The sequence below is a fragment of the Pseudomonas sp. S3_C06 genome (genome assembly GCF_054667675.1).
Genome location: NZ_CP162747.1, coordinates 2,442,228 through 2,454,400, shown reverse-complemented (window position 1 = coordinate 2,454,400; position 12,173 = coordinate 2,442,228). Strand labels below are relative to the sequence as shown.

The 12,173-nt window shown below is 58.3% G+C and carries 10 protein-coding genes; 3 read left to right on the top strand and 7 right to left on the bottom strand.

Annotation, left to right across the window (positions count from 1 at the left end):
• Positions 1–36: 36 nt before the first annotated feature.
• Positions 37–2,061, top strand: coding sequence for a hypothetical protein (locus tag AB4N44_RS10795; RefSeq protein WP_460108967.1), 2,025 nt, complete (start codon positions 37–39; stop codon positions 2,059–2,061).
• Between the two features lie 60 nt (positions 2,062–2,121).
• Here AB4N44_RS10795 and AB4N44_RS10790 read toward each other — a convergent pair whose 3' ends face one another.
• Genes AB4N44_RS10790 through AB4N44_RS10765 form a run of 6 tightly spaced genes read right to left on the bottom strand, consistent with a single transcriptional unit; the run spans position 2,122 to position 8,841 of the window.
• On the bottom strand, positions 2,122–3,453 hold the full coding sequence (locus tag AB4N44_RS10790; RefSeq protein WP_460108968.1) for a DUF58 domain-containing protein: 1,332 nt from the start codon (positions 3,451–3,453) through the stop codon (positions 2,122–2,124).
• Positions 3,450–4,451 carry an AAA family ATPase gene (locus tag AB4N44_RS10785; protein ID WP_127929538.1) on the bottom strand — a complete coding sequence of 334 codons (1,002 nt, stop codon included), beginning with the start codon at positions 4,449–4,451 and terminating at the stop codon, positions 3,450–3,452. The genes AB4N44_RS10790 and AB4N44_RS10785 overlap by 4 nt, the downstream gene beginning before the upstream one ends.
• Positions 4,448–5,611, bottom strand: a complete 1,164-nt coding sequence (locus AB4N44_RS10780; RefSeq protein WP_127929537.1) for a DUF4350 domain-containing protein — start codon at positions 5,609–5,611, stop codon at positions 4,448–4,450. The genes AB4N44_RS10785 and AB4N44_RS10780 overlap by 4 nt, the downstream gene beginning before the upstream one ends.
• Positions 5,608–7,155: a DUF4129 domain-containing protein gene (locus tag AB4N44_RS10775; protein ID WP_460108970.1), complete on the bottom strand. Its 1,548-nt coding sequence runs from the start codon at positions 7,153–7,155 to the stop codon at positions 5,608–5,610. The genes AB4N44_RS10780 and AB4N44_RS10775 overlap by 4 nt, the downstream gene beginning before the upstream one ends.
• Complete coding sequence (locus AB4N44_RS10770) at positions 7,142–8,119, bottom strand: stage II sporulation protein M (RefSeq protein ID WP_460108972.1); 978 nt, start codon at positions 8,117–8,119, stop codon at positions 7,142–7,144. Before AB4N44_RS10770 ends, AB4N44_RS10775 begins: the two co-directional genes overlap by 14 nt.
• Entirely contained in the window at positions 8,116–8,841 is a 726-nt protein-coding gene (locus AB4N44_RS10765; RefSeq protein WP_460108974.1) for an RDD family protein, read from the bottom strand. The genes AB4N44_RS10770 and AB4N44_RS10765 overlap by 4 nt, the downstream gene beginning before the upstream one ends.
• Before the next feature lie 181 nt (positions 8,842–9,022).
• Between AB4N44_RS10765 and sbcB the strand changes: the two genes are divergently transcribed.
• On the top strand, positions 9,023–10,453 hold the full coding sequence (gene sbcB, locus AB4N44_RS10760) for an exodeoxyribonuclease I (RefSeq protein WP_460108975.1): 1,431 nt from the start codon (positions 9,023–9,025) through the stop codon (positions 10,451–10,453).
• Between the two features lie 97 nt (positions 10,454–10,550).
• Here sbcB and mvaT read toward each other — a convergent pair whose 3' ends face one another.
• Positions 10,551–10,928: a histone-like nucleoid-structuring protein MvaT gene (mvaT, locus tag AB4N44_RS10755; RefSeq protein ID WP_007912775.1), complete on the bottom strand. Its 378-nt coding sequence runs from the start codon at positions 10,926–10,928 to the stop codon at positions 10,551–10,553.
• 336 nt (positions 10,929–11,264) lie between these two features.
• On the opposite strand from mvaT, the gene purU reads away from it, so the two are divergent.
• On the top strand, positions 11,265–12,113 hold the full coding sequence (gene purU / locus AB4N44_RS10750) for a formyltetrahydrofolate deformylase (RefSeq protein ID WP_007912774.1): 849 nt from the start codon (positions 11,265–11,267) through the stop codon (positions 12,111–12,113).
• The last annotated feature ends 60 nt before the right edge of the window (positions 12,114–12,173 follow it).

Genomic DNA, 12,173 nt, shown 5'->3' with positions numbered 1-12,173 from the left:
AATTAAAAGCTCTCGAATTTGAATTGGTGCCATCAAATGTCTAAATCTATTGATTCCAATACTTGGCTGCAAGAATTCACCCCTCTCGTTAATGGCCAGAAAGTCGACTGGGATGAGGTGAAACTGAATCTGATGAAGGGTGAAACCTGCACAGTGGGGCTGGACTATAAATACAGTTGGTTGATTGGCACGGACGAAGGCTTTCTTGCTTTGGAGTGCAAGTCGGGCACGGAGCGGGGTTTGATTTTTGATCCGCCGTTGGGACAGGAATGTGAGATGGCTGCGGGCACTACCTCATTGAATTGGCGTATCACGAGCGACTCATCTGACATCGGTCTTTTTGAATTGCAGTTCGCGCTTCCAAAGTATCCTGAGTTATCGAAGTCACCGTTAATACCGGGGCGATTGATCAGCAACTGGTCAGACGGCTTCATTCCGCTCCTCAACGACCGGCAAGTAGAATGGCCCGAAGCCAGACTCATTTCAATGATGAGGCGGATATACACACTGACGCTGAGTTACGAAAATAATCTTCTCATTGGTGATCCTTCCGGCTTTGTTGCTCTGGATTACGTACCAGGCGCAGAGGGCAGGGATCTGGTTTTCGATCCGCCGTTGCGGCAGTTGTGCGCGATGGAGGAGGGAACTACTTCATTGAGCTGGCAAATCACGATCAGCCCCACTGATATCAGTCTTTTCGCTTTGCAGTTTTCCCTTCCCAAGTTACCCGACGTATCGAAATCACCGGTCATACCTGGGCGTTTAATCAGAGATTGGTCAGACGGTTTCACACCTCTGATCAATGGCCAGCCGGTCAGTTGGTCTGCACTCAAACTGGATTTAATGGTGGGAGACACCTGCACGCTGACCCTTGAGTATAAAAACAGTGGACTGATTGGTGAGCCCGATGCCTTTCTTGCTCTGCAATACGCACCGGGCTCAGAGGAACGGGGGCTGGTATTTGATCCACCCTTGGGGCTGCCGCGTGCGATGGCTGTGGGGACAACGTCATTAAACTGGCTAGTCACTAGCGAACAAGCGGATGCCGGGCATTTCGCGTTGCAGTTTGCTCTTCCCAAAATTCCCGAACTAGAGACGTCGCCGTCATTGCAGGGGCGTTTGATTGAACACTGGTCAGATGCTTTCGTCCCACTCGTTAATGGACAGCGGATGGCATGGCCCGATGTGAAACCGGACTTGATGGTCGGGCAGACCTGTACATTGACCCTGAGTTATGAGGACAGCATTTTAATTGGTGATCCGGGTGGCTTTCTTGCTCTGGAATACACGCCTGGTGCAGAGGGGCAAGGGTTGGTTTTTGATCCGCCATTGGGCCAACCGTGTGCGATGGCGGATGGGACGACCTCGTTGAGTTGGGTTATCACGAGTGATCAGGCCGACAGCGGTACTTTTGAATTGCAATTTTCCTTGCCGAAATTTCCAGAGTTTTCGAGTTCGCCATCGTTTCCAGTCAAAGTGATAAGTCACGATGAGCTTGGTTTTGTGTTCGATACGTTTCCCTTTAAATTTCCCGAAGGTGCCAATCCCTGTCACGGCGCCACGCATACTCTGTATCTATCGTTGGAACCTGACTCTCCCTTGGTTGGTCGCCGTGTAAGACTCATATGGGAAGGCGAGCCTCCTGACATTCTAGGTGTTGAGGTTACACCTGGTCTGGAGGTAATACATCAACTTGACCAGCGAGGGTTGTCCTGGAAGTTGGACTTCAATAAGACCTCTAAAAATACGGAGTTTTTTTTGAAACTGGAGATTCAGGATTTTGATTGGGTTTCATCGGATTTGCGGATGTCGTTGGGCCATAATCTGGTCACTGCAACTAAAAAACTAATTCAGGATGGTCATGGTTCCAAGTATGTTATTAGCGCTACTTCGGTTTTCCTGGATCAGCCCGCCCCCGGCGTATTTATCGCCATCACTTGGCCGGAGGGGGCTGATTTTACGCATACCCAGGCAGATGGTACTGCGACCTGGCCGCTTGGGACGCAGACTTTAAACTTTAGGGTTGTAAATAGTTATGATGGTACTTTTATAGACTTGTAGCGGGTTGTTGGAAGTTGACGTGTGCGCCCCCTCTGAGCATGGAGTTCGTCACGCTCTGCGTCATAAAGTGCCAGCTGTTTTCCAGGTTAGATATCGCGTTACCATTTCAGCCCCTAGCTCCAAAGGCCGAACATCCACCACCGGAACCCCATGAGCACTCAACCGCTCATGGAGTTCTGCCCGTTCGTTCAGGTAATTCACCGTCCCGCAATAAGCTAGCGCTTCGGGCAAGTTTTGCACCGCTCTTTGGCGTATCGAATCCAGCGCCTCCTCGCGCAGGCTTGCCACCAGCACCCGATGTTGCGCACTCAGGCGTCTAACCGCGCTCAACAGTTCATCGTCATCTTCATCACGCAAATTGGTCACCAGCACCACCAGTGCCCGGCGCTTTTGTCGGGCCAGCAGTTGATTGACGGCAGCCTGATAATCGGCGGGACGCTGAGTGCTCTCAAGGTCGTAAACCGCATTGAGCAGCACGTTCAGTTGGCCGCTACCTTTGACCGGCGCCAGATAGCGCGGCTGCTCGCCGGCAAACGTACTCAACCCCACTGCATCGCCCTGACGCAAGGCCACATAACTGAGCAGCAAACAGGCATTGAGTGCGTGATCGAAGTGCGACAGTTCATCGTCCTGACTGCGCATGCGCCGGCCGCAGTCGAGCATGAAAATGATCTGCTGATCGCGCTCGTCCTGATACTCGCGGGCAATCGGCGTGCGCTGGCGCGCGGTGGCTTTCCAGTCGATCTGGCGCAGGCTGTCGCCTTCGCGGAACTCGCGCAGTTGATGGAATTCCAGACCCTGACCGCGACGTTGCCGCTGGCGTACGCCGAGCTGGCTGAGCCAGTTGTCCACAGCCAGCAGTTCACCGCCGTAGAGCCGGGCGAAGTCGGGATAGACGCGGGTCTGGTCGCTGACGCTGAGCAGGCGTTTGCCTGACCATAATCCCAAGGGGCTGGGCAGGTTGATTTCGCAGTGGACGAAGCTGAAATGACCGCGTTTGAGCGGGCGCAGGCGATAGCCGAGCAGGCTGCGCTGGCCCGGTTGCAATTCAATGGAGAGCGGCAGGTGTTCGAAGCTCAAGCCTTCCGGTGGGTGGTCGAACAGTTCAATGTTCGTCGGCGCAGTAAAGTCATGTTCGACTTCCAGGTGCACCTCGCCCCAACGTCCGAGGGCGAGACTACCGGGCATCTGACGTGTGATGCGCGGCGTCGGCAGACGTTTGAGGCGCAGCGCATCCAGCACCGCTAGGGCCAACAGTGCCAGCAGCAAACCCCAGTTGATCGAGATCAGACTGGCCGGGATATCGGTCTCCAGTGCCCGCAATGTCCCCAGCACAATGCCGATGACCAGCAGCACAGCCAGCCAGATCAACAGCAGGCGTGAGGGTTTCACAGACGCGGCGCCGCAATCTGGTCGAGCAGTTGCTGGAGCACCTGATCGACCTGCAAACCTTCGATGTCCAGCTCCGGGGCGATGCGCACGCGATGGCGCAGCACGGCCAGCGCGCAGCCTTTGATGTCATCGGGAATCACAAATTCGCCGCCACGCAACAATGCGCGGGCACGGGCGCAACGCACCAAGGCAATCGAGGCGCGTGGTCCGGCGCCAAGGGTCAGCCCCGGCCAGGTGCGCGTGCTGCGCGCCAGGCGCACGGCGTAGTCGAGGACCTGGTCGTCCAGCGGCAAATCACTGGCGATGCGTTGCAAGGCTTGCACATCCTTGGCTTGCAACACGGTGCGCAGCGGTTGCACATCGAGCATGTCGGCACGGGTCGAGCGACAGACCTGACGCACCATGTTCAGCTCCTGATCGGCGTCGGGGTAGTCCATGCGTACCTTGATCATGAACCGGTCGAGCTCGGCTTCCGGCAGGGGATAGGTGCCTTCCTGTTCGATCGGGTTCTGTGTGGCCAGAACCATGAACGGTTGCGCGATGGGCAGGGCGCGACCTTCGAGCGTGACCTGACGCTCCTGCATCGCTTCGAGCAAGGCGGCCTGGGTTTTCGCCGGTGCGCGGTTGATCTCGTCGGCCAGCAACAGATTGGTGAACAACGGGCCTTTGCGCAGTTTGAACTGCTCGGTTTGCAAGTCGTACACCGCGTGGCCGGTGACATCGCTGGGCATCAGATCCGGAGTGAATTGAATCCGCGCGAATTCGCCACTGAAGCAGCGGGCCAGTGCACGCACCAGCAGGGTCTTGCCCAGCCCCGGCACGCCTTCGAGCAGCACGTGGCCACCGGCGATAAGCGCTGTCAGCACGTCGTCGATCACCTGATTCTGGCCGATCAGGGCTTTCTGCAATTCGCCGCGCACCGCTTGCGCCAACTGGCTGGCACGCTGGCGTTGCTGGGCGGCGTGGCTGGCGCTGCCGGGCTCGATCTGTTCGGTCATAGCGTGTTCCTCAAGGTTTGCAGGTGGGCGACCTGGCGGCAAAAATCGGCGCTGGAGATCCGCCGGTTCGGCACCGGGCTCAAGGCCTGGCTGATAGCGCGAGTGGATTGCCGGGTCAGGCGCGACAACGCCAGCCATTGTTCGGCAACGTTCAATTGGTCAAAGCCGGGATGGCGACGGCGGGCGCGGCGCAGCACATCCTGTTGCAGGGCTTGCAGGAGTGCCTGTTGGCCGTTGTGACGCAACAGGAAATCGGCGCTGGCACGCAGGTGTTCCTGCAACTGTCGCCGCCCGCTCGGGGCCGGCGTCTGAAGTGGTCCATGGCGCACACCGACATGCCACAGCCACAGACCGATCAACGCCAGCAGGGCAACGATGGCTTGCGGGAAGTAGCGCCAGAGCAAGGTCAGCAGGCCATCGTGCGCGGTGTTGTAGATCAAGGTGACGTCGGTGTCGGCGCTCAAATACCAGAGCAGCCAGGCATTGTCGTATTGGCTGATGCTTTTGTTTTTCCACAATTCGGCGTCGGTGACCACGGTGATCGAGCCGAGGCTGTAGGGCAGTTGCATCATGTGCGTGGCCTTGGCGCTGTTGGCCCAGGCTTGCGCCAGATTCTTCGGGTCGTCGAGGTGGAAATCGGTGTCGAAGCCGGCGTAGGCCGGTGCGTCTTCGTCTTCCAGATAGAGTCGGGTCAGTTTCGGAAAGCGTTCTGGTTCGACGTCTGCAGGCAAGTCTTTCAGGTCCTTGCTCAGGGATTGATGCAGTTGCACCCGGTCGAGCAACAGGTCGTTGCTCTGTCTGGTCTGCTCATCCCACAGTGATTCTGCGACGAATACCAGGCGCCCGCCGGCCCGTGCCCAGTTCAATACCTGATCGACCTGACGCGGGGTCATTTGCGAGCGGTCGTTGAACAACAGCAATGTATGACGGCGTGGGTCGATATCGGGGAGCGCCGCGAGGCTTTCGGCATGGCTGACCATGAGCCCACGCTCACGTAAAAAGATCTCGGCCGCCAGATAAGGATTGGCTTGCGCGGCGGGCGAGGGGCCGTGATCGACTTCTTCCTGATAAGGCTTGGCCTTGAGGTAGAGGAAAACGCTCAGCGCGCCCAGCAACAGGGCGATCAACGCAGCGCCCCAGCACAGTGTCCGGCGACTCAACGGGCAGCTCCGGGGCCAAACAAGGCGCGCCAGCCATCGCACAATTCCTGCTGCAGAGGCGCCGCTGGCACGCGATGCCCGTAGGCCATGTTCTGCCAGTGGACGGTCAGGCTGCGGCTGAAGGCGAGCAGTTCGGGACGTTGTAAATGCTCGATTTGCGCGAGCACCTGGAGTTCGGTGTCGGCGGGCTTCAGGGTCAGATCGAAATCGTGGAGCAGATGGCTGAGCAGCCCTCGATACAGCAAGCCCAACGCTGCGCGGGGTTGGCTTTGCCAGAGTTGCTCGGCGCTGGCTGCGATGTCGTCAGGCAGGGTGTCGCGGTTCAAGTCCAGACCGAAGGCTTGCTGCGGCAACGCGCGTTTCGGTTTGGCAGGCAGTCTCGGGCGGCGACTGACGAAAGCTTGCAGGAACTCGCGATAACGCCAGAGCAGCCAGCCGATTGCCGCCAGGAGCGCGCCCCACAATAACACTTCAATGATCTTCGCCAGCAGATTGAGGTGTTGCCCGTCGAGCCAGCCCAGCAGGGTTTTCAACCACTGCGGCGCTTCACCCGGTGTTTGCGCTTCGGCAGGTTTCGCCGGGTCGTCGCCAAAGCGATAGCGGGTGACGGATTCCTTGTTCTTGAACGGCGGTTGTTCGAGCAACGCCTTGATGCTGTCTCGGGAGGCCTGACTGGTGAGCGGCTGATTCAACAGTCGCGGTGCCTGTGGACTGTCATCAGGCTCGGCTGCCCACGCCGAAGGCACATTCGGCAGCAGCAGACAGACCGCCAGCAGCACCCCCAATACACCGTTGTTCAGGCGCTGTCGCAAGCGGCGGAACACCAGCTCGATATCCCATGCTTCCAGCTGTGTGCGGCGGTTCAGATAAAGGCTGAAGCCACAGGCGACGTAGATCGGTTCCCACACCACCAGCACCAGCGCATAGAAAACATTGGTCAGGTGTTCGAGCCAGCGCCAATCGTGATCCGCCGCGAATATCAGCGATTGCCAGTCCCAATCCGTTTCGATCTGCTGCGGTAACAGCATGTAGAACAACACCATCAGGCCGATCCACAACGCGGTCTCCAGATGCACACCGATGAGGGTCAGCCATTGCGCGGCGCCGGCGTTGCGTTGCAGCAGCACCTGCAGGCGTTGTTGCCGGGCATTGCCGTCGAGGCCTTCGAGTTGCACCACCGGCAGCAGAAAGCTGCGGCTCAAACTCAGGCGGCGCCAGGTCAGGCTGGCCAGCAGTTGCGGTTTGAGCAGGCGTGGCCATTCGCGCAAGGCTTGTTTAAGTGTCGGCGTTTCGCCAAACAGCGCTTTCGACAGGATGTACAACGGCAGGCGTTCGTACGCCGGTTTCAGCCACCAGAAGATAAACACCGCCAGTGACGGCGAATCCCAGAACAACAGGCTGAGCAAAGCGAACAGCGGCAAGGTGACGATCGCCCAACTGGTCATCAGCAGACGGCGATGTTGCTGGCTCATCAGCACGCCGAGGTCCATGGCTTCCCAGGTCGTGCGCGGACGGATCACCACGGTGGCGTCACTCAGGCGCATGGCGTGTCCTTCCGGCGAACGACAGATAGAGCGCAACCAACGTCCAAAGCCCGGCGCCGACCAGATATTTGGTCAAAGGTGTGACACTGGTTTTCGATGACCAATAGGCTTCGATAAACGCGGCAATCAACAGGAACAACATCACCCCGCAGACCAGCAACACGCTCTTGCGCGCCGCCCGTTTCAGCGCTTCGCTGCGGGTCAGCCGCCCGGGCGCGATCAAGGCCCAGCCGAGTTCCAGGCCGGCCGCCCCGGCGAGGGCAATGGCGGTGAGTTCAAAGGCGCCATGGGCGATGACGAATGACCAGAAGGTCTGGCCAAAACCGATCTCGCTCAGATGCCCGGCGACCGCGCCGATGACCATGCCGTTGTAGAACAGAAAGAACGCACTGCCCACGCCCATCAGCAAACCGCTGGCGAAGGTCTGAAAGGCGATGCCGATGTTGTGCATCACGTAGTAACCGAACATCACCCAGTCTTCGCTGGCCGCGCGTTCGGCGGGGCGCCCGAGGTGGCCGGCGACCGGGTCATACATGCCTTGCATCTCACGCACCTGATCGGCGGGGATCAGGTTGTAGACCAGTTCGGGAAACACATACACCAACACGCCGACGCTGATCAGGCTGCCGAAGAACAGCAAAGCCGCGGCCAGCACAAAAGGCCATTCGGCACGTACCAGACGCGGAAAGTCGGCGAGGATGAAACTCAGCAGGTTGGCGCCGAGCCGGCTGCGATGACGGTACAGCTGTTGATGTCCGCGCAGTACTTGTTGTTGCAGCGAATCAATGAGGAAACTGCTGTAGCCACGTTCCCGGGCCAATGCCAGATGTTGGCAAAGCCGTCGATAGGCCTTGGGGAAGCCGGCTACTTGTGAGGTGTCCTTGCCACGTTCGAGGCGTTCGAGGGCCAGCGCAAAACGCTCCCATTCGGCCTTGTGACGCGTCTCGAAAAGGCTTTGTTTCATGTCGGGCCCAACAAACCGCGAGCAATGCCGTTGAGCTCAACGACTGCTTTGGGTGCGGAAATATGCAGTGGCTGGGCGAGCAAGGCAGCCAGCTCATTGACCCGCGCTGGCGATAATTCACCTTGGCGCTCGGCAAAGCCAAGCACGGCGCGTTGTTCCGCGAGAGTCAGGGTGACCGGCGATCGCCGGGGTTCGGCATCAGGCAGTTGCGGTCGGGTCAACGGGCGTTCGCTGTAGACCACCAGTGTGCCGGCCGCGATGTCGCCGAGGCGTTTGAAGGTCGGGTGTTGCAGGCAACTGAGCGCGCCGAGGAAGTAGCCGAAGGGCAGCAGATCGACAAAGCGCAGCAAGTTGCGCAGCAGCGAGGCCGACCAGCCAACCGGTGTGCCGTCGTCGTGCACTACACGCAGCCCCATCCATTGTTTGCCCGGCGAGCGGCCCTGACGCAGTACTTCGAACAGCACCATGTACCACCAGCTGATCGCAAACAGCAGCAGCGAACCGAGACCCATGCCGAGCTTGCCGAGAAACGCCAGCGCGATGAACAGCGCGCCCATGATCAGGCCGCGAATACCCAGATCGATGGCAAAGGCCACGGCACGCACCATCAACCCGGCGGGACGCAACGGCAGATCGATGCCTTCCGGCGTTTCGACCTGATGCCGCGTATCCAGCGGCGGGGCCAGCGGTGCTTTCCTTGGCGGTGCTGTGGGCTCGAGCATGGGCTACCTGATGTTCGCCTGTTCGGAGTGCAAGTGAGGCCGATGCTAGCAGCCTCTCGGGGGGAAACGACATAACTATGTATTGCACAGTGATTGCCGCAAGGTGTTTGAATGTTTCAAGGCTGGCCGCGACGGCGGTCGAGCGCCTAGACTTCGCCGATCTTCAGTTCAGGAACCGCCCGTGACTTCAATCTTCTGGTACGACTACGAAACCACTGGCATCAATCCGCGCAACGATCGCCCGTTGCAGGTGGCCGGGATTCGCACCGATCATGCGCTCAACGAGATCGACGAGCCGGTGAATCTCTACTGCCAGCCCAGTGAAGACATCCTGCCGCATCCGGCGGCGTGCGCGATCACCGGCATCACCCCGAGCCAGCTCGCCGAAAAGGGTTTGAGCGAAGCGGACTTCATGACGCGGGTTCACGCTCAGCTGGCCGCCCCCGGCACCTGCGGCGCGGGATACAACACGCTGCGTTTCGACGACGAGATGACCCGCTACAGCCTGTATCGCAACTTCTTCGACCCCTACGCGCGGGAGTGGCAGGGCGGCAACAGCCGTTGGGATCTGATCGATGTGGTACGCGCCGCCTATGCGTTGCGTCCTGACGGTCTGGTCTGGCCGACCGATGACGAAGGCCGGGTGACGCTCAAGCTCGAACGCCTGACGGCGGCGAACAATATCGATCATGGTCACGCCCACGAAGCCTTGTCAGACGTGCGCGCCACCATCGCACTGGCGCGGTTGATCCGCGAAAAGCAGCCGAAGCTGTATGACTGGCTGTTTCAGTTGCGCAGCAAGCAGAAAGTCATGGACCAGATTCGCCTGTTGCAGCCACTGGTGCATATTTCAGGGCGTTTCTCGGCGGCACGCAGTTATGTCGGCGTGGTGCTGCCACTGGCCTGGCACCCGAAAAACCGTAATGCACTGATCGTCTGTGACCTGCACCTCGACCCACAGGGTTTGCTGGATCTCGACGCGCAAACCCTGCGCCAGCGTTTGTACACGCGTAGCGATGACTTGCTGGAAGGCGAGTTGCCGGTGCCGCTCAAGCTGATTCACATCAACCGTTGCCCGGTGGTGGCGCCGCTTGCGGTTTTGCGCGCGCAGGATCAGCAGCGTCTGGGGCTGGACATGGCGCTGTATCAACAGCGAGCGCTGCGGCTAACTGACGCACAACAAGTTTGGAAAGATAAAGTTGCGGCAATTTATGCCAGCGAAGATTTCACGCCGAGCGAGGATCCCGAACAACAGTTGTACGACGGATTTATCGGTGATCGCGACCGCCGTCTATGTGAGCAAGTGAGGAGCGCCGACCCGGCACAACTAGCGCAAGAGCAATGGCCTTTCGATGACGAACGTTTGCCCGAATTACTCTTTCGATATCGCGCGCGTAACTTTCCCGAGACGTTGAATTTCGAAGAGCAAGAACGCTGGAGAATATTTTGTCAGCAGCGGTTGTCCGCACCTGAATACGGCGCGCCGAATACCTTGAAGTCTTTTAGCGAGGCAGCAGAGCAATGGTCACTTAATGCCACGCCGCTGCAGAGTGAGGTGCTCAATGAATGGCAGAATTATGTCCAGGCATTGCGCAAACGTTTGAATCTTTGAAATCGAACATGACCGGGCTTAAATGCCGTGCATAAAAAAACGCCAGCATTCGCTGGCGTTTGTTTTTTCGCGGATCGCTCTGCGAAAGCGTTGCGGCTTAGCCCAGCAGGGTAGCCCAGCCTTCAACCACGTCACCGCCCCACTTGGCTTTCCACTCTTTCAGAGTTTTGTGGTTGCCACCTTTGGTTTCGATGACTTCGCCGTTGTGCGGGTTTTTGTATTGTTTAACTTTGCGGGCACGCTTGGTGCCGGTAGTTTTTACTGCGCCGCCGCGTACTGCTTTGGTTTTTGCTTCCGGGTCCAGCAGCGCGATGATGTCACGCAGGGACTTGGAGTATTCGCCCATCAGGGTGCGCAGTTTGCCTTCGAATTCCAGCTCGGCTTGCAGTTTGTCGTCTTGCGACAGGTTCTTCAAACGGGCTTGCAGCTCTTTGATAGCTTCTTCGGTGGCGCGGTATTCGTTGATCAAGGACATGATTACTACCTTAGTAGAGTGCTGAATGGCAGGGGGACAGTGCCGCAATAATAGTCAGGCTGTTTCATCAAGTAAACATTTAACCGGAGTTTTTATTTAAATTAGTTACGAGAAACTGCCATCTATTGAATATTCAGTTAAATAGTGTGACCCAGTCATCACAGATATTCACAGTTGTCTGATCAAGCGATACCACGGGATCACTGTCAGGTGGACGATCACCCCGTCAAGCATCCGTAGCGCCGAGCCTGAGCGGGGCCGTGCTGATCAATACTGCAGTTTTCCCGCGCAGCCGCTAGAATGGCGGCCTTTGCGAAGTTCTGGAGTTTCCCCCTCATGCGCACTTTCCGCCTGGTGATTTCTTGCCCGGACCGCGTTGGCATTGTTGCCAAAGTCAGTAATTTTCTGGCAGCCCACAACGGCTGGATCACCGAAGCGAGCCACCACTCGGACAATCAAGTGGGCTGGTTCTTCATGCGTCACGAGATTCGTGCCGATTCGCTGCCTTTCGGTATTGAAGTGTTGCGCGAGAAGTTTGCGCCGATCGCCGAAGAGTTCTCGATGGACTGGCGCATCACCGACACCGAGCAGAAAAAGCGCGTTGTGCTGATGGCCAGCCGCGAATCCCACTGCCTCGCTGACTTGCTGCACCGCTGGCACAGCGATGAACTGGACTGCGAAATCTCTTGCGTGATTTCCAACCACGATGACCTGCGCAGCATGGTCGAATGGCACGGCATTCCTTATTACCACGTCCCGGTCAATCCGCAGGACAAGCAACCGGCCTTCGATGAAGTGTCGCGGCTGGTCAAACAGCACGATGCTGAAGTGGTGGTGCTGGCGCGCTACATGCAAATCCTGCCGCCGGACATGTGCCGTGAATACGCACATAAAGTCATCAACATTCACCACAGCTTCCTGCCGTCGTTCGTCGGCGCCAAGCCGTATCACCAAGCGTCGCTGCGTGGCGTGAAGCTGATCGGTGCGACCTGCCACTACGTGACCGAAGAGCTGGACGCCGGCCCGATCATCGAGCAGGACGTGGTCCGTGTCAGCCACAGTGACAGCATCGAAGACATGGTGCGTTTCGGCCGTGACGTCGAGAAGATGGTGCTTGCTCGTGGCCTGCGCTATCACCTCGAAGACCGCGTGCTGGTGCATGGCAACAAGACTGTGGTGTTCTGATTCAAATCACACAGGCTTGAAAAACGAAGGGTCTGGGCGTTCAATCGTTCCAGGCCCTTC

Bases quoted from the DNA above. Each gene is read 5' to 3' on its own strand.
- AB4N44_RS10795 (WP_460108967.1), top strand. From the start codon at position 37: ATGTCTAAATCTATTGATTCCAATACTTGGCTGCAAGAATTCACCCCT.
- AB4N44_RS10785 (WP_127929538.1), bottom strand. From the start codon at position 4,451: ATGACCGAACAGATCGAGCCCGGCAGCGCCAGCCACGCCGCCCAGCAA.
- AB4N44_RS10775 (WP_460108970.1), bottom strand. From the start codon at position 7,155: ATGCGCCTGAGTGACGCCACCGTGGTGATCCGTCCGCGCACGACCTGG.
- AB4N44_RS10770 (WP_460108972.1), bottom strand. From the start codon at position 8,119: ATGAAACAAAGCCTTTTCGAGACGCGTCACAAGGCCGAATGGGAGCGT.
- AB4N44_RS10765 (WP_460108974.1), bottom strand. From the start codon at position 8,841: ATGCTCGAGCCCACAGCACCGCCAAGGAAAGCACCGCTGGCCCCGCCG.
- mvaT (WP_007912775.1), bottom strand. From the start codon at position 10,928: ATGTCCTTGATCAACGAATACCGCGCCACCGAAGAAGCTATCAAAGAG.
- purU (WP_007912774.1), top strand. From the start codon at position 11,265: ATGCGCACTTTCCGCCTGGTGATTTCTTGCCCGGACCGCGTTGGCATT.